This is a genomic window from Pseudomonas caspiana, assembly GCF_002158995.1.
Lineage (GTDB): Bacteria > Pseudomonadota > Gammaproteobacteria > Pseudomonadales > Pseudomonadaceae > Aquipseudomonas > Aquipseudomonas caspiana.
The window spans coordinates 244934-268673 of sequence record NZ_LOHF01000001.1 but is presented as its reverse complement, the minus strand read 5'-3'; the positions used below and the strand labels follow the sequence as shown (position 1 = coordinate 268673).

Annotated in this window: 21 protein-coding genes; 10 read left to right on the top strand and 11 right to left on the bottom strand. The window is 58.3% G+C overall.

Features of this window, described 5'->3' with window-relative positions; genetic code table 11:
- Positions 1–510: 510 nt before the first annotated feature.
- Entirely contained in the window at positions 511–1734 is a 1224-nt protein-coding gene (locus tag AUC60_RS01170; protein WP_087264183.1) for an acyl-CoA dehydrogenase, read from the bottom strand.
- A 171-nt stretch (positions 1735–1905) separates the two neighbouring features.
- Here AUC60_RS01170 and AUC60_RS01165 point away from each other — a divergent pair, with 171 nt between their 5' ends.
- Positions 1906–2835 carry a LysR family transcriptional regulator gene (locus AUC60_RS01165; RefSeq protein ID WP_087264181.1) on the top strand — a complete coding sequence of 310 codons (930 nt, stop codon included), beginning with the start codon at positions 1906–1908 and terminating at the stop codon, positions 2833–2835.
- A gap of 170 nt (positions 2836–3005) precedes the next feature.
- Here AUC60_RS01165 and AUC60_RS01160 read toward each other — a convergent pair whose 3' ends face one another.
- Entirely contained in the window at positions 3006–3776 is a 771-nt protein-coding gene (locus AUC60_RS01160) for a GntR family transcriptional regulator (protein WP_087264179.1), read from the bottom strand.
- A gap of 70 nt (positions 3777–3846) precedes the next feature.
- Here AUC60_RS01160 and AUC60_RS01155 point away from each other — a divergent pair, with 70 nt between their 5' ends.
- The 6 genes from AUC60_RS01155 (at position 3847) to AUC60_RS01130 (ending at position 11433) form a co-directional block, all read left to right on the top strand.
- Positions 3847–5139, top strand: a complete 1293-nt coding sequence (locus AUC60_RS01155) for a M20 family metallopeptidase (protein ID WP_087264177.1) — start codon at positions 3847–3849, stop codon at positions 5137–5139.
- 95 nt (positions 5140–5234) lie between these two features.
- Entirely contained in the window at positions 5235–6806 is a 1572-nt protein-coding gene (locus AUC60_RS01150) for an ABC transporter substrate-binding protein (protein WP_087264176.1), read from the top strand.
- 15 nt (positions 6807–6821) lie between these two features.
- Entirely contained in the window at positions 6822–7769 is a 948-nt protein-coding gene (locus AUC60_RS01145; protein ID WP_087264174.1) for an ABC transporter permease, read from the top strand.
- A complete protein-coding gene (locus tag AUC60_RS01140; RefSeq protein ID WP_087264173.1) occupies positions 7762–8595 on the top strand; it encodes an ABC transporter permease in 834 nt (277 codons plus the stop codon). Before AUC60_RS01145 ends, AUC60_RS01140 begins: the two co-directional genes overlap by 8 nt.
- Complete coding sequence (locus AUC60_RS01135) at positions 8592–10226, top strand: dipeptide ABC transporter ATP-binding protein (protein ID WP_087264171.1); 1635 nt, start codon at positions 8592–8594, stop codon at positions 10224–10226. Before AUC60_RS01140 ends, AUC60_RS01135 begins: the two co-directional genes overlap by 4 nt.
- Positions 10213–11433: a M20 family metallopeptidase gene (locus tag AUC60_RS01130; RefSeq protein ID WP_238599490.1), complete on the top strand. Its 1221-nt coding sequence runs from the start codon at positions 10213–10215 to the stop codon at positions 11431–11433. The genes AUC60_RS01135 and AUC60_RS01130 overlap by 14 nt, the downstream gene beginning before the upstream one ends.
- Before the next feature lie 196 nt (positions 11434–11629).
- Here the strand turns inward: AUC60_RS01130 and AUC60_RS01125 are convergent, their stop codons facing one another.
- Both AUC60_RS01125 and AUC60_RS01120 read right to left on the bottom strand, forming a co-directional pair.
- Positions 11630–11917, bottom strand: a complete 288-nt coding sequence (locus AUC60_RS01125) for a DUF1883 domain-containing protein (protein ID WP_087264168.1) — start codon at positions 11915–11917, stop codon at positions 11630–11632.
- A 46-nt stretch (positions 11918–11963) separates the two neighbouring features.
- On the bottom strand, positions 11964–12266 hold the full coding sequence (locus AUC60_RS01120; RefSeq protein ID WP_087264167.1) for an ArsR/SmtB family transcription factor: 303 nt from the start codon (positions 12264–12266) through the stop codon (positions 11964–11966).
- 85 nt (positions 12267–12351) lie between these two features.
- Between AUC60_RS01120 and AUC60_RS01115 the strand changes: the two genes are divergently transcribed.
- Positions 12352–13440: an NADH:flavin oxidoreductase/NADH oxidase gene (locus tag AUC60_RS01115; RefSeq protein WP_087264166.1), complete on the top strand. Its 1089-nt coding sequence runs from the start codon at positions 12352–12354 to the stop codon at positions 13438–13440.
- Positions 13441–13533: 93 nt separating this feature from the next.
- Here the strand turns inward: AUC60_RS01115 and AUC60_RS01110 are convergent, their stop codons facing one another.
- On the bottom strand, positions 13534–14433 hold the full coding sequence (locus AUC60_RS01110) for a polysaccharide deacetylase family protein (RefSeq protein WP_087264164.1): 900 nt from the start codon (positions 14431–14433) through the stop codon (positions 13534–13536).
- 523 nt (positions 14434–14956) lie between these two features.
- Here AUC60_RS01110 and AUC60_RS01105 point away from each other — a divergent pair.
- The gene (locus tag AUC60_RS01105; RefSeq protein WP_087264162.1) at positions 14957–15394 is read left to right on the top strand and encodes a response regulator; all 438 of its coding nucleotides are present in this window, start codon (positions 14957–14959) and stop codon (positions 15392–15394) included.
- A 146-nt stretch (positions 15395–15540) separates the two neighbouring features.
- Here the strand turns inward: AUC60_RS01105 and AUC60_RS01100 are convergent, their stop codons facing one another.
- The 6 genes from AUC60_RS01100 to AUC60_RS01075 form a co-directional block, all read right to left on the bottom strand.
- Positions 15541–18639 carry an error-prone DNA polymerase gene (locus AUC60_RS01100; RefSeq protein ID WP_087264160.1) on the bottom strand — a complete coding sequence of 1033 codons (3099 nt, stop codon included), beginning with the start codon at positions 18637–18639 and terminating at the stop codon, positions 15541–15543.
- Positions 18636–20051 carry a Y-family DNA polymerase gene (locus AUC60_RS01095; protein WP_087264159.1) on the bottom strand — a complete coding sequence of 472 codons (1416 nt, stop codon included), beginning with the start codon at positions 20049–20051 and terminating at the stop codon, positions 18636–18638. Before AUC60_RS01095 ends, AUC60_RS01100 begins: the two co-directional genes overlap by 4 nt.
- 7 nt (positions 20052–20058) lie before the next feature.
- Positions 20059–20676 (bottom strand): translesion DNA synthesis-associated protein ImuA, encoded by a 618-nt coding sequence (imuA, locus tag AUC60_RS01090; protein WP_144443217.1) that lies wholly within the window; start codon positions 20674–20676, stop codon positions 20059–20061.
- Entirely contained in the window at positions 20676–21293 is a 618-nt protein-coding gene (gene lexA, locus AUC60_RS01085; RefSeq protein WP_087264155.1) for a transcriptional repressor LexA, read from the bottom strand. The genes imuA and lexA overlap by 1 nt, the downstream gene beginning before the upstream one ends.
- Before the next feature lie 65 nt (positions 21294–21358).
- Entirely contained in the window at positions 21359–22039 is a 681-nt protein-coding gene (locus AUC60_RS01080; protein WP_087264153.1) for a hypothetical protein, read from the bottom strand.
- Between the two features lie 286 nt (positions 22040–22325).
- Complete coding sequence (locus AUC60_RS01075; protein ID WP_087264152.1) at positions 22326–23444, bottom strand: MFS transporter; 1119 nt, start codon at positions 23442–23444, stop codon at positions 22326–22328.
- Positions 23445–23576: 132 nt separating this feature from the next.
- Here AUC60_RS01075 and AUC60_RS27805 point away from each other — a divergent pair, with 132 nt between their 5' ends.
- Positions 23577–23723 (top strand): hypothetical protein, encoded by a 147-nt coding sequence (locus tag AUC60_RS27805; protein WP_158099086.1) that lies wholly within the window; start codon positions 23577–23579, stop codon positions 23721–23723.
- Positions 23724–23740: the final 17 nt, after the last annotated feature.

Genomic DNA, 23740 nt, shown 5'->3' with positions numbered 1-23740 from the left:
TTGGTTGTGTGAGCTTTCAGGCGTTCAGTAGAAGCTGCCGAAGGCTGCAACGCGGTGTGTCAGATGTCGAATGCGTTGGTTGTGGTGAGGTCTCGCGAACAAGTTCGCTCCTACCGTTCCGCGGTGAAACCGCTGCTTTTGATTTTGATCTCAGGCGCCCCGTTAAACCACGCAGGCCGGACGCAGATTCTGAAGCGTGGGTAACCCGGCAGGACGCCGGGTTACCCGCATTGGGCCATGGATGGCCCGTTGCGGCGGCCCACGGTTCTGGATCTGCGGGCGGGCATCCCGAGCCTAGGCGAGGCTCCCAGTGGTGGGGCATGAGCCTTTTGCTTACTTTTGGGCTCCTTTCAAAAGTGAGGCGCTGTAAAAGCGCAACCAATATCAGCAGTGACAGCGGTAACGGATATGTACACAAGAATTGCGGCATGAAAGTTGTTTACATACCTATGCTTATCGCGGGGGAAGCACTGCTCCCACAGTTAGACCGCGTTCTAACTCATAGACAGCTCAGCCCCGCAACATGTCTTTCGGTACGTACTTGCCAATCTCGAACTTACCAATCGCCGCCCGGTGTACTTCATCCGGGCCGTCGGCCAGACGTAACGTACGCTGCATGGCGTACATGTACGCCAGCGGGAAATCGTTGGACACCCCTGCGCCACCGTGAATCTGAATCGCTCGGTCAATGACCTTCAAGGCCACGTTAGGCGCGACGACTTTGATCTGGGCGATTTCGCTTTTCGCGACCTTGTTACCCACCGTGTCCATCATGTAGGCCGCCTTCAATGTGAGCAGGCGCGCCATGTCGATCTCCATCCGGGAATCGGCAATCTTGTCGACGTTCCCCCCCAACCGCGCCAGCGGCCGCCCGAATGCCTCGCGACTGATCGCACGTTTGCACATCAATTCCAGCGCTCGCTCAGCCATTCCGATCGAACGCATGCAATGGTGAATACGCCCCGGCCCTAAGCGCCCCTGGGCGATTTCAAAGCCACGCCCTTCCCCGAGCAGCACGTTCTCATAAGGCACCCGCACATTTTCGAAGACAACTTCGGCGTGCCCATGTGGAGCATCGTCATAGCCGAACACCGGCAACGGACGAACAATTTTCAGCCCGGGTGTGTCTGTCGGTACGAGAATCATCGAATGCTGTTCATGACGCGGCCCATCGGGATTGCTCAGGCCCATGAAGATCAGAATCTTGCAGCGCGGATCGCAGGCACCCGACGTCCACCATTTGCGCCCGTTGATGACCCATTCATCACCCTGACGCTCGGCACGGGCAGCCATATTGGTGGCATCCGACGAGGCAACATCAGGTTCGGTCATGGCAAAGGCTGAGCGGATCTCCCCACGCAGCAACGGCTCGAGCCACTGTTTTTTCTGTTCCTCACTGGCATAGCGGACCAGGACTTCCATGTTGCCAGTGTCAGGTGCAGAGCAATTGAAAGGCTCGGGGCCCAGTAATGAACGGCCCATGATTTCCGCTAAAGGCGCGTATTCCAGATTGCTCAGCCCTGCACCCAGATCGGACTCCGGCAGAAACAGGTTCCACAGGCCTTCGGCTTTGGCCCTGGCTTTGAGCTCTTCCATAATCGCGGTGGGCTGCCAGCGATCCCCCTCGGCCACTTGCCGCTCGAACACCGGTTCAGCAGGATAAACGTAGCTATCCATGAACGCCGTGACGCGCTCGCGCAATTCCTGAACCTTTGGGGAGTAAGCAAAATCCATGAGCAGCTACCTTCTGAATGAGGTTTGTAAGGTCATGTGACGATGCTAGGCCTACCCCCAACATTTATCTAACCTATTCTCAGCGTGTATAAACATTCATAACCGATATATGATCGGGCTACGCTCCGCCACGGAAGCGACAAAACAAGAACAGTACAAGAGGCGCACGGAATGAACCTGAGCAAGGTCGATCTCAACCTTTTCATTGTCTTCGACGCGATCTACACCGAAGCCAATCTGACTCGCGCCGGACAAATCGTCGGTATCACCCAGCCAGCGGTCTCCAACGCACTGGCCCGACTGCGGGAAACCTTCAACGATCCTCTGTTCGTGCGCACCGCCCAAGGCATGGTGCCCACGCCGATGGCCCAGAACATCATCGGACCGGTGCGAAATGCGCTGTCTCTATTAAGGGTCTCGGTACAGGAAAGCCGGATTTTCACGCCTTTACAGGCGGTGAAAAATTATCGAATCAGCATGACTGACCTCACCGAAGCGGTGATCCTGCCCGCGCTGTTTCAGCGCCTGCGTCGCCAGGCTCCCCAGGTCACCATCGAGAGTTTTCTGTCGAAACGTCGCGAGATGACCAAGGAGCTGGCTGCCGGGCGCCTGGATTTTGCCGTGGATGCCCCGCTCAATACCGACCCACAGGTACGCCACGTCAAGCTGATGGCGGACAAATACGTCTGCGCCATGCGCAAGGGTCATCCGCTGGCAACCAAAGACGCTTTCAAGCTGGATGATTACCTGTCGCTGTCGCACATTCATATTTCCAGTCGTCGAAGTGGACTGGGTTATGTGGATCTGGCGCTAGGCAAAATGGGCATCCAGCGCAAGGTTGCCCTGCGCTCGCAGCATTACCTGATGGCCTCCCAGGTACTGCAACAGACTGATATGGTCATGACCGTCCCGGAGCGGTTCGCCAAACGTCACGACCTGCGCTACTTCCAGCTGCCGGTAAACGACGTTCCCCCCGTGGAAACGCATCTGTACTGGCATGAAAGCACCGATCAGGATCCGGCCAATCGCTGGATGCGAGAGCAGATTATCGAGCTGTGTCAGCAGGTCACTGCGCATGAACAAAAGCTCGAAATCGCTTGAGGATCAAAGGTATTCACCGGCCGCGTTTATCAGCAACGCACATCTGAATTGGAACGCATTTTCTGTAGGAGCTGCCGAAGGCTGCGAAGCGTTCATCCTCACATACCGCTATCGCAGCCTTTGGCAACACCTACGCGGTCATTGTTCGCCGTAAGACAGCCCAGGCTCTCCTAACGAATTTCATTGACGTACATGAAATGCTCGGTGCTCGCGCGCTGGTGGGTCATCATCACCGGCGTGGCAGCCTGATCGAATGACACCGCATCAATGATCATCACCGCATGCGGCGCTGTCAGCTCCAGCAATCGGCAATCCTCGTCATTCGCCAGACCCGCCGTCAGCTGTTCCCGCACTGCGGCGACACGCAGACCGTATTGCTCCAACAGGTAGCGGTAGAGCAGTTCCGGCAGTTCTTCCGGTCCGGGGAAATCCGGCACTTTGCTTGCCACGATCGTGAATTGCTCGTGCATCGCGGGCACGCCATCGATGCTGCGCAAACGATGCAAGCGATAGACCGGGCTGCCCTCTTCGATCAACAGCTTCTCGGCATCCTTCGCATTCGCCTCCCCCAGCTGGTAATCCAGCAGCACTGTGCGCGACTTCAGCAGCGATCCTTCCTTGTTATGCAAACGGAAGTACTGGAAGAAATAACGCAGGTTGTGCAACGGCGCCCAGCCAGTCACCACGGTGCCGGTCTTGCGCCGACGCATCAGCATGCCCTCTGACACCAGCTCGGCCAACGCGCGGCGGATTGTGCCGACCGAAACACCAAAGTCAGCTGCCAATGCATTCTCGCTGGGTATCACGGTGCCGCTGCTCCACTCGCCGAGGAGGATCGCTTCAGAGATGTGCCGTTTGACCACCTCATATAAAGGCGCGCTGTCATTCTCGCTCAGCCGCGAGAAATTCCCTGCTGCGGGCGGCGAATTGCTATCTGTCATCTTTTTTCCTTGACGGGCCGTGCGTGGATACTTAACTATAAACTATATAGAAATACATCGAGAGCAAAAAATGACGACGAAGGCGGCGTTGAATCAGGCACTCAAGTCGATCGAGGCGGATCATGATTCGCTAGTTGATGATCTGCAACGAATGATCGCCGTGGACACCTGTTTTCCTCCGGGGGCAGGCTACGGTGCGTTTGCCGACCTCATGGATGAATTGGTTACTCCATTGGGCCTGAACACTCAACGGGTCACGGTGCCTGAGGCGCTTTGGCAAACCCGCAGCGGTGAGGCGCATGGCGACCGCGTCAATCTCATCGCCCGCCAGCCTGGCGATCTGGAAGTCTGCAGCCTGTACTTCCACGTCGACACTGTTCCGCCGGGTGACGGCTGGACACAGCCACCGCTGCAACTGACCGAAGTCGAAGGCAAGCTGGTCGGACGCGGTACCGCTGACATGAAAGGCAGCATCGCCTCCACCCTGGCCGCACTGCGCGCAGCACAACGCTTCAACCTGCCATTGCGCTATTGCCCGGCGCTGCTGCTCTGCACTGACGAAGAAGGCGGACTTTACCCCGGCATACGGTATCTGGCTGAACAGCAATTGGTAGAAGGTCATATCCTCAGCTTCAACGGCGGCGCGGCACCACGGGTATGGGCCGGTTGCTTTGGCAGTATCGACCTGAAAATTACGGTCAAAGGGCGATCGTCGCATTCGGGTGAGCCGGTCAATGCGATCAACGCCATTGAACAGAGCCTGCCGCTGCTTAACGCACTGCACAGCCTCAAGCACGAAGTACAACTGCGCGCCTGGCCAATGCCCGCACCGCCGCACTACAACGGGGCCCCGCTGATTTCCCGCATGACCCTGGCCGCCGCCCACGGTGGCAGCAAAGGCTCAACCGTCCCGGCACAGTTCGAGATCCTGATCAATCGTCGCTACGCGCCGCAAGAGCCATTCGAACAGGTCATGGCTGAGCTGCAAAATTGCATCGATCGCGCGATGGCGGATACCGAAGCGTTGTCCGTCGAACACGAAGTGATCGGCCATCTCGCGCCGGTGGCCGACCCTACCGGTCCGCACTGGCCACGCTGGCAGGCGGCGCTGGGAGTCGGCTTTGGCTTCACCCCGGAACAATTTCAATGTTATGGCTCATCGAGCAGCTCGGACATGGGCTGGGTGCAGCAAGCTGGCATACAGGAAATTCTCCTCGGCGGGCTGATTCGTCCGGAAAGCCGAATCCATGCCGCCGACGAATACACCACGCGCAGCGACCTGATCGCCCTGGCGCAATCTATCCTCGCTTACCTGGCAGCCGACTTCACCCCGTCCTGCCCGGCTGAACACTCGGATTCTTAAGGACCGTAAGCCCCGAAGACTGGCATCAAGACTGGTTATCGGCGTTGTTTTACCTGGCTGCCCTACGCCCACTCATCGCTAAGTGAAGTATTGCCATGAATACAGTTTTCAGGCTCAACCGCCGTCGTTTCCTGACCACCTCCGCCATCGTCACCGGTGCCGCCATGCTGCCGTTTTCCGGCACACTCTGGGCTGCTGCCGCAGCGCGCAAGGGTGGCACGTTGCGCATCAGCGTCGACCAGGCGGTCGGCATGCTCAACCCGCTACTGGCGCGGATCAACCCCGAGTATCTACTCAGCGAGCTGCTTTATAACGGTCTGACCCGCCTGAGCCCGGACATGCAGGCTGAACCCGATCTGGCAGAATCCTGGACCCACAGCGACGACCTCACCGAGTGGACCTTTACCTTGCGCAGCAATGTGCTATTCCACGACGGTAGCGCTTGCACCGCCAAGGATGTCGCCGCCAGCCTGCAAGCGATCCTCGATCCTAAAACGGCTTCGCCCGGCCTGCGTAACATCGGTCCGATTCAAAAAGTCGAAGCGCTCGATGACCTGCGGGTCAAGCTCACCACCAACGCGCCTTACGCCGACTTGCCGGTAAGCCTGGCTTACCCGGACGCCAAGATCGTCCCGGCAGCCATCGTTCAGGGCGATCTGGCGCGTCTGTCCCGCGAAGCAATCGGCACAGGCCCGTTCAAACTGGTGTCGTTCGAGCCGGAGCGTATGGTGGTGGTTGCCCGGAACGAGCACTTCTATGACCCGCAGCGTCCGCACCTGGACCGCGTGGAAATCCGTGTTTATCCCGATCCATCCTCGGAAGGCTCGGCATTGATCTCTGGCGATATCGACCTGATGCTTTCTGCGCAAGCCACCGAGTTCAACCGTCTCAGTGAAGCGAACGGCGTCGAAGGCCTGCGCGTCGCCTCTGGTCAGTTCCTGAATATCAACATGGCGTGCGATCAGCCGCCCTTCAATGACGTGCGCGTGCGCCAGGCGCTGTCTCTGTGCGTCGACCGCGCAGCGCTCGTGGACTTTGTGGCTGAAGGCTTCGGCACACCCGGTAACGACACCCCGCTCAATGCCGCTTACCGCTACCACGCGGATATCCCACTGCGCGAAGCGAATATTGAAAAAGCGAAAAAACTGCTGGCCGATGCCGGTTACCCCAACGGTCTGGACATCACCCTTGTGGCCTCGGACAAACCCTCCACGCGCACCCAACTGGGGATTACCGTGCGCGAAATGGCCAGGCCAGCGGGCTTCAATATCAACGTCGCAACCATGGCCAACAGTACTTATCTGGATCAGGTCTGGAAGAAAGGCAACTTCTACGTCGGCTTCTACAACATGCAGCCTTCAGCCGATGCGTTGTTCTCGCTGTTGTACACGTCAGACGCGGCGTGGAACGAAACCCGCTGGAACAACGCCGAATTCGACGCTGCAGTCGCGGCTGCCCGCGGTACTGACGACCCGGTCAAACGCGCAGCGCTGTATGCCACCGCGCAGAAGCTGATGTACGAGCAGGTGCCGTCGCTGATTCCGACGTTCTTCGATGTATTGGCAGCTCAACGCAAGTACGTTCAAGGCTATCAACTGCACCCGCGCGGCGCGGTATTCCGTCTCGATCAGGCCTGGCTGGACGACAGCGCTCCCAAGCGTGGATGAACCGAGGATAAACCCGTGACTGCTGCTTATCTGACCAAGCGTTTGCTGTTGGTCGTGTACACCTTGCTGATCGTTTCACTGCTGGTCTTTGCCATCACGCAGATACTCCCGGCAGATGCCGCGGTGACGTTGCTCGGCCAGAGCGCCACGCCCGAAGCCTTGGCTGCACTGCGCGCCAGACTCGGTCTGGATCAACCCGCATGGCTGCAATTCGGCCGCTGGTTGATGGCGGTTCTGCAAGGCGATCTGGGTGTGTCAATGCGCAATGGCCAGCCCGTGCTCGGCTCGCTGGTCGATGCGCTGGGCCGCTCATTGTTGCTGGCAGGCTGCTCGCTGCTGTTGATGCTGGCGGTGGCAATTCCCTTGGGGATCATTGCCGCTGTGCGTCGCGGTCGCCCGGTGGACCTGATCATCGGCGTGTTGTCGTATATCGGCGTTTCGTTGCCGGAATTCGTCACCGCCACATTACTGATACTGCTGTTTGCCGATGTCTGGCAATTGCTGCCAGCGACCGGTTACGTGCCACTGGGTGACAACGTTGGCGAGAGTATTCGCCACTTGATCCTGCCGACGCTAACGGTGTCGATGATCATGGTTGCCCATGTCTCGCGCATGGTGCGCTCGGAGATGGTCGACGTCCTGGAAACCGACTATATACGCGCGGCACGTCTCAAAGGCCTGACGCGGCGGCGGGTATTACTGCGGCACGCACTGCGCAATGGCTTGCTGCCGACGATCACCATCGTCGCTCTGGACGTGGGCTACCTGCTGGGCGGCATCGTGGTGGTCGAAGAGATTTTCAACATCCCCGGTATCGGCCGTGAACTGCTGGTGGCCGTTGCCGCCCGTGACTTGCCGGCCATTCAGGGCGGTGTGTTGATCCTTGCTGCTACCTATTGCCTGGTCAACTTCGTGGCTGACCTGACCTATGCCTATCTCGACCGGCGAATTCAATATGCGTAATGTTTTTTACCGGCTGCTAACCACGCCGCAAGGCTTGCTCGGCAGTCTGATCCTGTTGTTGGCCGTGGTACTGGTCGTCGCAGGACCGGCTCTGGCACCGTTCGACCCGGAAGCCATTTCAATCCTTGCCCGCTACAAAGCCCCCAGTCTCGTGCATTGGCTAGGTACCGACCAGTTGGGCCGAGACATCTTCAGTCGCTTGCTGATTGGCGCACGGGCGACGATTTCGCTGTCTGTTTTCGCCACCGTCATGGCCATGCTCATCGGTGCGTTGCTGGGCACCGTCAGCGGCTACCTCGGCGGGCGTATCGACGAAGCACTGATGCGTACGCTGGATGCGGTGATGTCGATCCCCACCCTGTTGTTTGCACTGTTGATTGTCAGCACGCTGGGCAGAAGCGACTTCAACGCGGTACTGGCGATCACCATTGCCTTCGTTCCCGGCATGGCGCGTATCGCTCGTAGCGTTGCCCTCGCTGCTCGCCGTCAGGACTACGTCAATGCGGCGATTGCCCGTGGTGAATCCACGGGCTACATCGTCGTGCGGGAAATGCTGCCCAATATCGTGGCGCCGATCATCGTCGAAGCAACCATCCGCGTGGCCTTCGCCATCATGCTGTTCGCCACGCTCAGCTTCCTCGGCCTTGGCGCGCAACCACCGCAGCCGGAATGGGGCCTGATGGTTGCCGAAGCCCGCCGCTATTTCTTCCAGGCACCGTGGATGATGCTGATGCCAGGCCTGGCGATCGCGATCATTGCGATCGGTTTCAATCTGTTGGGCGATGGCTTGCGCGATGCCCTTAATCCCAAGGGGCAGCGCTCATGAGTACCGTCTTGCAAGTGGCTGATTACAGCCTCGACTATCAATTGCCCACGGGCGCCCTGCACGTTTTGCAAAATATTGATTTCAGCGTCGCGGCAGGCGAAGTCGTCGGTCTGGTCGGTGAGTCCGGTTCAGGCAAGACCACCCTTGGCTGGGCGATCATGCGGTATCTGGCTGGCAACGCTCGGGAGCTTGGCGGCAGCATCAGCCTACAGGGCGAGAACCTGCTGCAGATGCCTCAACGTGAGGTAGAAAAGCTGCGTGGCGGACGTTTGGGGATGATTTTTCAAGACCCGAGCGCCTCGCTCAACCCGACGCTCAGCCTTGGCGAGCAAGTGGTCGAAGTGCTCACCCGACACCGAAACCTGGGCTATCGCGAGGCCTGGGCCTTGGGCGAGCAGTTGCTGGCCGATGTCGACCTCAAAGACCCGGCCGCCATGATGAAGCGCTTCCCTCACGAAGCGTCCGGTGGTGAGAAGCAACGCGTGCTGATTGCGACAGCCTTCGCGTGTCGCCCCCAGTGTCTGATTTTCGATGAGCCGACCACGGCCCTTGACGTGATCAGCTCCGCGCAGATCCTGCAGTTGTTCCGCCGCCTGCGCGAAGAAACGGGCGTTGCTTCTCTTTATATCTCCCATGATCTGGCTTTAGTGTCGCGAGTCGCGGACCGGGTTTGCGTCCTCAATCAGGGACGCATCGTCGAACAGGCACGTGGCGGGCGTATTTTCAGCGCCCCAAGTGATCCTTACACGCAACGTCTGGTGGCCGCCGTACCAGCCGCAGACAAGCGTCTGCTGGATGAACAGAAAGCCATTGGCGCCCCGCTGCTGCAAGTCAGCGACCTCAACGTTCGTTATGGTCGGCCCGGCATGCTCGACAGCCTGCTGCGGCGCAAGTCGGTGCCCTCAATGGGTGCTCGCGATATGAACCTGAACATGGCGCGCGGTGAGATTCTCGGCATCATCGGCGAGTCCGGCTCGGGTAAATCGACCCTGGCCAAGGCCCTGACCGGTTTAACGCCGTTCACCGGCGCTGTGTATTTCGACGGCAAACCGATTTCCGGCCCGGCGCAAATGGATCGCGATTACCGACGCAAAGTGCAGATTATTTTTCAGCACCCGGATGCGTCGCTGAACCCACGCCAGACCATCGGTCAGATCCTTTCGCGACCATTGCGCCTGTACGGCCTGAGCGAAGGCGAAACGGAGGCTCAGGCCATTGCCCGACTCCTTCGTGAAGTGCGTCTGCCCGAAGACTTTGCCAGCCGCCACCCTCACGAGTTATCGGGCGGACAAAAGCAACGTGTGGCCATTGCGCGCGCCTTCGCCGCCCGCCCGGAACTGGTGATTTGCGACGAAATAACCGCCGCGCTGGACGTCTCGGTGCAGGCCACGGTGATCGAACTGCTTCTGGAGCTGCGCCGCCAGCACGGCACCGCGTACCTGTTCATTACTCATGACCTCAACCTGATCCGGCAGATCGCCCATCGCATCGCCGTGATGTACCGCGGCGACTTGCTGGAAATTCTGCCCGCCGTGGATATGGCCGCGCAGGCCACTCACCCCTATACCCGCGCCCTGCTCGACGCAGTGCCGCAGCCTTTGAATGAACTGGAGCTCCATGATGACGCCTGAAGCGCTACTCGACCGCATTGACGAGGCGTACTGCCTGGATTTTCTGGCGCGCATGGTGCAACACAAAAGTTACAGCGCCACCCCCGAAGAACGGCAACTGGCCGAATACATGGCGGGGCAAATGCAGGAGCTGGGTCTGCACGCCGAACTGATGCCGGTTCCAGGCGAGCGTCTGAATGCGATCGGAACCCTGAAGGGACAAGGCGGCGGCCATAGCCTGCTGTTCAACGGGCACCTGGACACCAACCCGGTGACCGAGGGCTGGACCGTGGACCCTTGGGCCGGAAAGATTGATGACGAGTTCATCTACGGTATTGGCGTGTCCAACATGAAGGCCGGCGATGCGGCCTATTTCTGTGCGCTGAAAACCTTGATCGATGCCGGTATCAAGCTCAAGGGCGATGTCATCCTCACTTATGTGGTGGGTGAACTGCAGGGCGGCATCGGGACCATTGCGGCCATCGATCAAGGCGTCAAGGCGGACTACTTCATCAACTCCGAGCCCACCGACTTGCAGGCCGTGACCCTGCATGTGGGCTCTTTGATGTTTGTCATTGAGCTGACCGGCGACACCCGTCACCTGTCCAAGCGTGAAGAAGCCGTGGACGTGATCACCGCTGCGGTGCAGTTGATCCCGCAGATCAACGGCATCACCTTTAGCGGAGCCCGCTCGCCGGAACATGAAAAGGTCAACCGCGGGCATATCGGCGTGGTGCGCGGCGCCCTTGGCCGCGACCTCGAAGAATGGCGTCCTCCGCAAGTCGCAGACTTCTTGCGCCTGCGCGGTTCGGCGCGCTACACCCCGGGCCAGACCGTAGAGTCGGTACTGGCTGATTTGCAGCGCCTGCTGGATCAGCTCTGCGAGCAATTTCCGGGGCTGCAGGCCACGCTGATCAATGACAGTGACAACCAACCGCTGATGCCGCCGTTCGAAGTGTCCCACGACTCGTTGATCGTCAAGGCCGTCAATGAGGCCTACCAACAGGTGCGAGGTGAACCGCAACCTACCGGGATCATCACACCGCCCGCCTATTTCGGTACCGATGCGGCGCATTTTTACCAGCGTCTGGGCATGCAAGGCGTGGTCTGCGGCCCGGGCGGCAAGTTCAACACCATGCCGGACGAACGCGTACACATCAGCGATTACCTGGACATGGTGCGCGTCTACATTCTGGCCATCCTCAAGATTTGTGAGGTCGCCGAATAGCTCTGCTTCGAATTGCCCTGTTTTGAATAACGCTGCATCTAATGACAGTGAATTCACGCACAAGAATTCATAACCAGACGGCAAGGACGCCAACATTTTCTGTAGGAGCTGCCGAAGGCTGCGAAGCATTTAGCCTGACACACCCCGATCGCAGCCCTCGGCAGCTCCTACAGGTCTGATTCCGCAGGCAGCAGTATCAAGACCTGCGAATAATCTTGATCGAGTGCGTCAGTGTCGGTTTGCGTGTCACGCTGATGGCTCGGCGCGTGACGGTATCAAGGGTGATGTTCCAGTAGCCACTGCTCGGTACAGTGATTTTGGCTGGAAATGTATCGAACGCTCCGCCGTGATAGGTATGCCGTCCGCCGTTCTTGAAGCTGCGGAAGTTTGCATCGCTCATCAGGCGAATGTTGCAGGTCTGCGAAGCCTGAATGACCACGATGTCGTCTTCATTGAGGTGTTCACGCTGGTGTATGAATTTCATTTACCGCTCCGGCCAGGTGGGTCAGGCCTTTCTGTCGTTGAAAGCTTCAAGCCTTTTGGGCAAGGATCGCGGCCATCAGCCCCGGAAATCGACTGTCCAGATCATCGGTTCGCAGCGAGTTCATGTGCGTGGTGCCTACGTTCTGGGTCATGACCAGACCTGCATCACGCAGCACCCGGAAATGATGGGACATGCTCGACTTGGGTCTTCCGCCGTCAAGCTCGCCACACGTGGCCTGAGGCACGCTGCCCAGATGACGGACAATCTCCAGACGGACCGGATCGCTCAAGGCATGAAACACGCGCTCGAGTTCGAAGTCGCTGGCAGGGGGATGTTTGAATGGGCGCATGGGGCGAATCATACACGGGGGTTTACCGAACAGCCATTGTTCGAATAGTATCGAACAAACGAAACATCATCCCGAGGCCTGTTCAATGTCTGCTTTATTCCAACCGTACACCCTGAAAGACATCACGCTGCGTAATCGAATTGCGGTTCCGCCCATGTGCCAATACACCGCTGTCGATGGCCTGATTAACGAATGGCATCAGGTTCATCTGGCAGTCATGGCCCGCGGCGGTGCAGGTCTGGTTATCGTCGAAGCTACCGCAGTTTCGCCCGAAGGCCGGATCACTCCGGGTTGCACCGGTATCTGGAACGATGAATTGGCGCAGGCGTTTGTGCCTGTCGTGAAGGCCATCAAGGCAGCTGGTTCGGTACCTGGCATTCAGATTGCGCACGCCGGTCGCAAGGCCAGCGCCAACAGGCCATGGGAGGGTGACGATCATATCGCCGCTGATGATGCACGCGGCTGGCAGACCATCGCCCCCTCCGCCATTGCCTTTGGCGCTAACTTGCCGAAGCAGCCAACGGCCATGACCCTGGACGACATTGCCCGTGTTCGCGAGGACTTCGTCGCTGCGGCCCGCCGGGCGCGGGATGCCGGTTTTGAGTGGCTGGAACTGCACTTCGCACATGGGTATCTGGCTCAATCGTTCTTCTCCGAGCACTCCAACCATCGCGAAGACGCCTACGGCGGCAGCTTTGAAAACCGCAGCCGTTTCCTGCTGGAAACCCTCGCTGCCGTACGCGAAGTCTGGCCAGAGCATCTGCCACTGACTGCACGTTTCGGCGTACTGGAATTTGATGGCCGCGACGAGCAGACGCTGGTGGAGTCCATTGAATTGACTCGTCAGTTCAAGGCTGCTGGTCTGGATATGTTGAGCGTCAGCATTGGCTTCAGCATTGCCGAGGCGCAAATTCCTTGGGCTCCGGCGTTCATGGGCCCTATCGCCGAGCGTGTACGTCGCGAAGCCGACATTCCGGTTTCATCCGCATGGGGCTTTGGGTTCCCGGGTATCGCCGAGCAGGCAGTCAAGGATGGTCAGCTGGATCTTGTGATGGTCGGCAAGGCTCACCTGGCCAATCCGCACTGGGCCTATTTTGCCGCTAAAGAACTGGGCGTTGATCGGGCATCCTGGACATTGCCAGCGCCGTACGCTCACTGGCTTGAGCGCTACTAAGCGTTAGCTGCGCCGATTATCAAGCGAAAAGCAGAAAGGCGACCCGGTGTCGCCTTTCTGCTTTCTCAAAAGCTGCCTGTCGCTGTACGTGGTTTATCTGGAGTCGTTGTCCCAGCCCCATCCCCACAGTCCCGGCAAGTGCACGGCCACCGCACTGCTGGGCACCGTTCGTGACATGGCGGCGCGTTGTAATTCAGCGCGGTCGTCATAAAACGCCTTGGGAGCGACCTTCAGACCGGTTGCCTGGGCGCTGTCCAGCAGTATCTGCAGATATTCCCGAGTATGCCGCGCGGTGTAGCGATTCAAGTCGTGAAACGTCACCACAACCGGGATGGCACCATCTACCGCCGCAAATTCGCCGGCAGCAATTCGCTCGCGCACCTCGGACATTTCCCTAAGCATATGAGCCCGTCGGCGCGGGCTGGCATTGAAACCCCAGATCTTGCCGTCATTGGCGCTGATATCGGTCAGCAGCACGTGCAGGCCATGGCGCTGGTAAGCAGCAAATGTATGCTGATCGTAGTTCCAGAATGGCGGTCGAAGTAAGGTTGGCGCGCTCCCCATAGTTGAGGCAATGATCGCGCTACCTTCCTGTAAGGATTGCTCCAGTACTTCGGGGCTTAACGAACGGTGGTTGGTATGGCCAGCGGTCCCCGAGTGAAAGCCCAGAATATGCCCTGCGGCGCTTTCGCGACGCATGATCCTGCGCCCCCGATCGCTGTTGCCCGCGCGCGAAACACCGGTCTGAACGAAGAAGATCGCTTTGATATCGTTTTGCACGGGATTCTGCGCGAGGCTATGCAGCACTTGCAGTGTAGGGTTGGCCAGGCTGGAAGCGCTCGGACCATCGTCAAAGGTCACAACAAAGCGCACAGGCGGTTGCTGGTCCAATCGTTCCGAAGTTTGCTGACTCAGGGGGATAGGCGCCGAAATACACCCCGCCAGAACCGCCGAAAGGGTCAGTCCGGTTAAAACGATACAGATACTTCTCATTTGACGTGGTTTTTCCGGATTACAGCCGCAAGGTATTGCGCAGAGTCTCTTCAGGCACCCTTGCGAAGCAGATCGTGAGCGGTCTGGCGAAGAAGGCAACAGCCAGTCCACACAAGTCTTTTTGCCTGGATGTGCCGGATGATGCGAAAGCAACCAAGTGTATACGCCGGCCATTTGGCTGTGTAGATATTGATGCTCTCGTGCTCACCGCCCTCGCCTGCCACCGGTATCGTCCAAGCCCGGCAGGGCCTGAATCAGATCCAGTTCACAGCTCGATCCGCTGCATTCTTATTAACTGACTATGATCCATTCCAATCGTGATAACTTCGCTGCCAGTCGGGTTTGAACGGGTATTTTCCGTACTTGCAGCAGGGATAAATAAGCCGATTATCTGCAACTCGTCGTTTTTTATAAAAAAATGAATTTTTTCGGGTTTGATTTGTTCAGATATCGGGGAGCAACAAAATGGATCCACGTTGCAGTGCTTCCCGATTTTTAATGTATGAGGCTGAGGAAAGGAAAAATGACTCAATCACCGCAGTACGGGGAGTCCTCGCAAAACCAGGATCTGATCTTGATCGTCGAAGACGAACCGATGATCCGGGACTTTGTGCAGGAAATTCTGGAGTTCGAGGGCGGCTTCAGGACTGAGTCTGTGGAAAATGCCGATCAGGCAGTTGAGTACCTGGAACAGCATGCGGGTGATGTTTCGCTGCTGCTGACTGACGTACGCATGCCCGGCAGCATGGATGGCATCGCATTGGCCAATCTGGTTGCAACCAAATGGGCTATTCCCATTGTGGTCATGTCAGGTCATGGAACACCCGGTAGCGACCAGTTGCCTACCGATGTTTTGTTTATTGCTAAACCCTGGACCATTTCTCAGTTGCTCGATGGTGTCAACGACACCCTCACTGCCAGTAAAGCGCCGTTAAGCGTACCCGCCAGCGAAATACGCTGAAAAAACGTTGCCTGGAATTCCCGAACTGCCTTTTCGATCTGAAACCTTAAGGGCAGTTACCCGACGCTAAATCATCTGTCAGCCACTGAGCACTTTGGCTCTGGATTCAACAAGCAGACTGGCTGGCAGATGGTTTATCTGATTGTTTATCTAAAATCCCGACTACGTACATCCAGCCCGGTCAACAAAGGTGTCAGGTCATACATGCGTTGAGCAATCAAATGACGCACGCCCCCTTGTGATTCCAGACGACCAAACACCTGAAGCAGTTGTGATCCCACCAGGACTTTGCGCTGACGCTCGGCAAGATCACGCCAGACCACCACGTTGACCATCCCGAACTCGTCCTCAAGTGTTACGAAAGTAACGCCGCTGGCTGTACCTGGACGCTGACGACCGACCACCAGCCCAGCCACACTAAGGGTCCGGCCATGCTCAAGTTCGAGCAAGTCTTTTGAACTGCGAAACCGTTTGGCAGCCAGTTGTCGCCGTAACATCGCCAACGGGTGCGGCCCTAGCGTAGTACCGGTCATGGCGTAATCAGCCATCAAGTCTTGCGCCACCGTCGGCAACGGCAGTGCCACTTGAGTTTCCTCAGTCGCGTGCTCAGGTCCAAACAATGGCCGCTGCGCCTCAACACCGGCCACCTCCCAGCGGGCCCGATGCCGATGTCCAATCAGGCCGCGCAGCGCTCCTGAATCAGCCAGTTGCTCTAACGCTCGTCCGTCCAGACCGGCGCGCTGGCTCAAATCGCTGGCATCGCGCAACGCACTGCGGGCGCGCGCCATTTCGATACGTCGACCATCGTCTTCACGAAATCCCCGAACCATGCGCAGTCCCATCCGCAACGCCAGTGAGCGATTACGATCGGTGTGCTCGACAGGCTCAAGGGAGCAATCCCAATCGCTATAACGCACATCTACGGGGCGGATTTCGATGTGGTGGCGACGGCCGTCCTGCAGGATTTGATCCGGGCTGTAGAAGCCCATGGGCCAACTGTTGATCAATGCGCAGGCAAACGCCGCTGGCTCATGGCATTTGAGCCAGCAACTGGCGTAAGTCAACAAGGCGAAACTGGCCGCATGAGACTCCGGAAACCCGTAGCTGCCAAAGCCCTTGATCTGCTCAAAGATGCGCTGAATGAAGGCAGGCTCGTAACCATTGGCGCTCATGCGCTCGGCGAGACGTATGCGGTGTGGCTCCAGCCCTCCATGACGCTTCCAGGCGGCCATGGAGCGACGCAACTCGTCCGCTTCTCCCGGTGAGTAGTCGGCGGCAATGATTGCCACCTCCATGACCTGCTCCTGAAACAAAGGTACGCCCAGGGTACGTTTGAATACTTTCTCCAGCCTGGGCGGATAGGTCACTTCCTCTTCGCCATTACGCCTGCGCAGATAAGGATGAACCATATCGCCCTGAATCGGCCCCGGACGAACAATGGCGACTTCGATCACCAGATCGTAAAACTCTTTGGGTTTCATGCGCGGCAGCATGGCCATCTGCGCCCGGGATTCAATCTGAAAAACCCCGATGGTGTCGGCACGACCAATCATTTCGTAAGTGGCCGGATCATCAGCTGGCAGTGTGGCCAGAGTCCATTTATCTCCGCGGTAGCGGCTGACCAGATCGAAAGTCCGACGTAACGCGCTGAGCATGCCCAGCGCCAGAATATCGACTTTGAGCAAACCAACGGCGTCCAGATCGTCCTTGTCCCACTGAATGATGGTTCGATCAGCCATGGCCGCGTTTTCAACCGGCACCAGCGTGTTGAGCGGATGCTCGGAGATCACAAAGCCGCCGGGGTGCTGTGACAGGTGCCGGGGAAAGCCGATCAGCTCTCGGGTCAGTGTCAGCACCCGATGAAGAATCGGCGTTTGCGGATCGAAACCGCTTTCACGCAGGCGCTCCGCCGACGGCAACTCATCACTCCAACTGCTGAAGCAATCGGCCAGGGCATTGATCTGATCAGGTGGCAGGCCCAGTACTCTGGCGACATCGCGCACCGCGCCTGTGCCGTGATAAGTGCTCGCTACAGCCGTCAGCGCGGCCCTGCCCCGACCATAGCGTTGAAACACATACTGCAAAACCTCCTCGCGGCGCTCGTGTTCGAAGTCCACGTCAATATCCGGCGGTTCGTTACGCTCCTTCGAGATGAAGCGCTCGAACAGCAGGTTGCTTTTTTCCGGGTTCAGTTCAGTGATGCCCAGCGCAAAGCACACCACCGAGTTGGCCGCCGAGCCACGCCCCTGACAAAGGATGTCGCGGCTGCGAGCAAATGTGACGATGTCATGGACCGTCAGGAAATAGCTGTCGAATTTCATTTCGCTGATCAGGCACAGTTCCTTTTCGATCTGTGCCCTTGTCTCTGGCGCAGGTCCGAGTGGCCAACGCCTGCGCGCACCTTCTTCGGTTTTTTCTCGTAACCACGAAGTGGACGTATGCGCTGGCGGCACAAGCTCGTGGGGATATTCATAGCGCAACTGGCTCAGGTCAAAACTGCAGCGACCGGCAATCCGTCCGGTTTCAGCCAGCAATGCTTTGGGGTACAGCGCAGCCAATGCACTGGGCGAGCGCAAATGCCGCTCGCCATTGGGAAACAGGTGATGACCTGCTTCGGCGACTGTTATGTGCTGGCGAATGGCGGTCATGGTGTCCTGCAAGGCTCGCCGTCCGCGGGCATGCATGTGGACGTCGCCGCTGGCTACGGCGGGAATGTGCAGGGTGTTTGCCAGCTCCAGAAGTTTATCCAGGCGCTGCTGATCATCGGGGCCGCAATGCAGCTCGACAGCCAGCCACAACGCCTCGACAAAATGGGCCGCAAGCCATCGGCCCTGCTCTAGCAGGACACTGCCAGGCAGGTCAGTGTCCGGGATCCACAACGTTATCAATCCCGGTAACGGCAGGCTCAAATCGCTACGAAAGAGTTGATACTGACCCTTTTTGGCTCTACGCCGGGCCACGGTGATCAATTGGCACAGCACCTGATAGCCCTGCAAATTCTCTACCAGCAGAACTACCTTGGGGCCGTCAGCGATCTGTATTTCGCTGCCGACGATCAATGCCAGTTCGGTTTTTTTAGCGGCTTGCCAGGCGCGGACGATTCCCGCCAGGGTGCATTCGTCAGTGATCGCCAGCGCGGAATAACCGTGGGCTTTGGCACGCTCGAACAGCTCAAGGGCACTGGATGCGCCACGCTGAAAGCTGAAGTTCGACAGGCAGTGCAATTCGGCATAGTGATCGCTCATGCAAACCAGCCATGGAGCAATAGCTCACCTTGCTCACCCACGGGGCGATAAGCCCAGCCACGCTGCCCGGTTCGGGTCTCGATCAAGTAATAATCGCGACGAACATCGCCACCGTCCCACCACCCCGACTCAATCCGTTCGGGCCCGGCAAGAATCCGTGTGCCTACGCCCTGAACAGGCTGTGGCTCTGGTAATAACCAGCCAGGCCTTGGGACACCCGGCGCGCTGGATCGGGTCTTGGCCACCACATCGCGCTGCCAGGCGCATTCAGGACGATGGTCAGCGTGCATCTGCAAAGCGTTGACTGAATCATCACCAAGACGCGCCCGCAAGCGTTCGCGCAGTTGCTCCCAGGGCAAGGCCTGCTGTGGACGCTCGTCGAATAGCTCCCGATGTGCCGGAACAAAAGCTGGCAGATCCCGCGCCAACAAACGCACGGCCTTGACGGGTGATGTCACCTGAATCTGCTCAAGTCGGCCTCTGGCCAGCTCAAACAACATGCCTGCTTCGCGTTCGGCACTGAGTAACCCGACAGGCACAACGCTGTCTGGCCCGTCGTTATGCTCCAGATACAGGCCAAAACGCTGCACACCGCTGTCGCGGCCGGCCAGAAACGCCGCCAGATCTGCGATAAGACGTTTGAGCGGGAAGAGCAGCGCCTGATGAGACTCGACATCGAAATTCAGCTCGATGCGTACATCGAAATAGTCCGGCGGTACATAACATTCCAGAGCAACCGGACGCTCGCCCAGCAGGTTATCGAGGTGATGCAGCACCTGCGCCGGAAAGCGCCGGGCCAAGGTGTCGCGTGGTAAACCCAGAACCTGACGCAGGTTACGCAAGCCCATGCGGGACAGCGCTGTAGCGGTGTCCCGGCTCAATCCGGCCCGATCCACAGACAGTTGCTCCAGCTTGCGGCGCAACTCTCGGGGGCAGGTGACGGCCAGACCATCATGAGCGTTGGCCAGCATCCGTGCTGCGACAGGGTTGGGGGCAACGACGATGCGATGACTGAAACCCAGCGCGGTCAGCTCCTGACGCAGCCGCGCTTCGAACACCGGCCATGGACCAAACAGGCCCAGGCTGGACTCGATTTCCATCAGCAATACCCTTGGGTACTTGAGGCTGACCTGGGAACTGAAGCGGTAGGCCCATGCAGCGAGCAATCGGTGCAAACGCTCGGTTTCGGCCGGGTCATGTTCGACCGTGGCAAACTCCTTGACCAATACCTGCGCACTGGTCAGGGATTGACCTGAACGCAAGCCCAGCGCCCTGGCAGCAGGGTTTACCGCTTGCAGAATGCGCCGCTGCGCAGTGCCACTCAGCAATGCTAATGGTGCGTCGGGTTCAGCGCGACGGCGCATGACGCCGTCCAGTGCCATTTGTGGCAGCAGGACACAGGCCCACAGCATAGGAACCTCAGGCGTCAGTGGAAAACGGAATGGGTGAAACGGGTGCCAGACCGCCACGGCACTTGAGCACGCGTAACTGGCCAGGCCTGGTATCGATAGCGATACGTAACGCTGCGGGGGACGGGTTGTGCACCGCCGTCATTGGCCGACAGGCGAATGCCAGCGTCTGTCCCGTTTCAGCGGCCACCTGCAAGCGCCGCAATGCGCGATCATCTACGTGGCGCGGCCAGCACAGAACCGCACCGCAACTGCCGGAACGCAGACATTGTTCAGCCGCCCAGAGCGCATCACGCTCGCTGGCCTGAATCACGCTGACCTGACGCATGTCTATTCCGGCCGCCAGCCAGGCCTGGGGGTATGGAATATAAGGAGGAGCCACGAGCACGATACGCTCGCCGCTGTCGGTCAACCGGGCGAATGTTGGCCAGAGCAGGCGCAATTCGCCGCTACCATCAGCTGCAATAAGGATTTCACTGAGTGCCGAGGCGGGCCAGCCTCCCGCTGGCAACACCTTGTCCAGCGCTGAATGGCCCGTGGGCTGCAAGCCGACAGGCGCGGTGTGCTGTCTGCCTTTCCAGACCCGGCGCTCGTCCAGCAGCGCATCGAGACTGACCACGGCGCCCATCATGCACGCCTCACCAGACCGCAGAACACGCCTTCAATGGCGAAATCCTGATCCGGCTCTACAACGATGGGGGCATACGCCGGGTTGCGCGGCAGCAGGACAAAGGTATCGCTGCCCTTTTGCAGGCGCTTGATGGTCACTTCACCGTCGAGCCGTGCTACCACGATTTGCCCGTCATGAGCATCGCTGCTGCGGTGCACGCCCACCAGATCACCGTCAAGGATGCCATCCTCGATCATCGAGTCCCCCTGAACCCGCAACAGGTAATCAGGCACGCGGGAAAAGGTACTGCGGTCCAGCAGCAAGGTGTCGTGATAGTCCACATCCGGCCCGATCGGACTACCCGCAGCCACACGACCCATAACCGGAATCTCCAGCAGTTCGGGACGTGGCGTGGACTGCACCAGACGAATACCTCGCGCCTGATTGGGCATGACCTCGATCAGCCCTGCTTCGGTGAGGGCAATAATGTGTTTGCGGGCCACACTGCGCGAAGCAAAGCCAAAGGCTTCGGAGATTTCGGCCAGGCTCGGGGATTGACCCTGCTGCGCGATACGATCGCGGATGAAGGTCAGGATGGCGCTACGTTTGGGAGATAATGTGCTCATGGAGCACATTTGTACTCCATTGCGTTATCGGTGACTAGAGCATTTGGTCGCCGCGTCATGCGGTACTCAAAAAATCAGCTCGGACAACCCTCAGCACCGTCGTTAAGCCCCTGCTTGTAGTTCTCGTATTCCAGCGTGGCTTTGCCATTGACCCACCTGAGGGTCAGTACCAGCACTGAATCGAAATCATCACCAGTCCAGTCATCCAGGAGTTTGATTTTCTTTCCGGAAGCCTCTTCGGCCACCTTGTTGATCAGTTCAGGCAGATAACCGTGAGACCAGGCCGTATAGATCGTAGCGTCGTGATACTTGTCGCGCATCAACTCATCAGCCAGCGCGCCGGTGTCATTGGCACCGAAATCAATATTGACCGGCAGACCCAGCTTGATGGCGCTCGGGCCAACGGTCATTAATGGCCGAAGGTAGCTATAGGAAAGATCACCCTCGCCCTCTTCCACATGACGGCTGGGGTTGGCGGCAAAGATGAAGTTGGCCTTACCGAATTGTCGTGGCAGCAGTTCGGAGAGATCAATGGCGCGGTTCAGGCCTTGGCAGTTGAGTTGCCCGAGCCCCATGGAGGGTTTCTCCGCATGGCGCATGAACACCAGCGTCTGGGTACCGTTCTTGGGCTCGGCATGTACGCCTTTGCCCAGGCTGAACAGTGCAATGGAGGAAGCGACCAATGCCACGGGAATAAAAAACCAGGCACAGCGGCGCTGAAACCGGCTGAGGATGGGGGATTTGAGAATATTCATGAGTCTCTGATTTTAGGTGTGCAGTAGTGAGGTGCGTAGCGTGAAATGCTTCCCTGACTGGGTCAGCTACCCCGTACAACTCCCTTTTTTCGAGCACTCCGAAGCGTGTCCCTGAAACGCCTCACAGCCTAACGCGCACATGTTTCGATCTTGTTGACGTGCCAATAGGAGTCAAAATAGCCCCTAAGGTTTCACCAGACACTCCCGAAAGCCGGACAAATCAAAGAGTAAGGTGTAATTGAATGTGTGTTTTCTCAGCTATAAACACTCGGTCTGCTGGCGTCTTCTACTTGCGAAGCCCACAGAATACGGCACTGAGCGCTACCGCCAGACCTGCCAGAGCATACACCCATACCGCCGAAGTCACAGGCAACAATAGCCCCGCCAGTAAAGGCCCGATGCCCGCTCCGATATCCCGCCAGACCGCATTGGAGGCCAATGCCTGCACGCGATCAGGCCCGGGATTGCGCTGAGCAACCAGCGTTGCCACCAGCGGCAGCTGCACTGCACGCAGCACCAGTACGCCGCCCGCGCCCAGTATCAGCCAGTGCGAGCCAAAAGCGGTCAGCGCAATACAGGTCAGGACAGAGCAGACCACCAGCATGCGCACCGCGCCAAAGTGGTCCGCAGCACGCCCTCCCAAAGGGCTGAGAACCATTTCGGAAACATAGCGCAGGGCCAGAAGAACCCCGGCCACCACCACCGCATTCGCGCCCATGACAGATTGCGCCTGCAAAGCGAGACCGAATATAAACAGGCCGTCCAGCGCAACACCTTCGATGAATGACCAGACAGCGACACTGTCAGGTGCCTTGAACCGACGACCAGTCGGTGCGGGCATGCTATGCGGGCTGTCGGGCAAGCTTCGGGCAAGCCACCAACCGACAGCCGCAGCAACCGCCAGCAGCAGGAATATCAGCCGTGGGCCAACTTCGATACTTAATAAAGCGCCCAGCGGCAGTGCAATCATCGGTCCTATGGCAATAAAGGCTCTGGACCGACCCGAACGATGAGCGGCACCCGCCGCATCCGAAGTCGCCAACACTTGGGTCGAAAGATTCATGGCCGCGTAAGCCAGCCCCCACCCCAGACGCAATATCAATAGCCACCAAAAGCCCGAAATAAACGCATTACCCAACGCACAAATGGCAGCCGTTGCGGCGGCCAGCATGACCGTAGGCCGATCCCCCTTGCGTGCGTAGTAACGCACCACATAGCTGTAACCGAAGATCCGCACCAACCGGTTAGCCGCCAGCAACACACCCGCTTGCGCGAGGGTGATGCCAAAAGCCTGCACATGCATGGGGAGCAAGAGATACAGCAAGACATCGCTGGGTAGACACAGCGCCAGAACAATTGCGGAACGACGGGAAGCCACATCAACAGTGCGCAGAGCCGAAGCCATATCCAGAAAAATCCGGTTACAAAGCGGAGCCGCAGCATGCCGCGTGAGGGTTGGTCATGACAACCCTGTGACGACGCAAATAGCATTTTCAATGCTACCGCTCAGCGCAAAGAGCCTTTAGGAATAACGAGCATGACTCACATCAATAAATCGAAATATTTTTCATTTACTGCAAAAAAATCTCTGCTGGCGTTCTACAAGAGTGCTACTTTTGCTCTTCGTAAGGACTGTCCGAAAATGTTGCAAGAAAGCGCCATGGCTGACGCAGAAATCGACTGATTCACTCTAAGGCCATT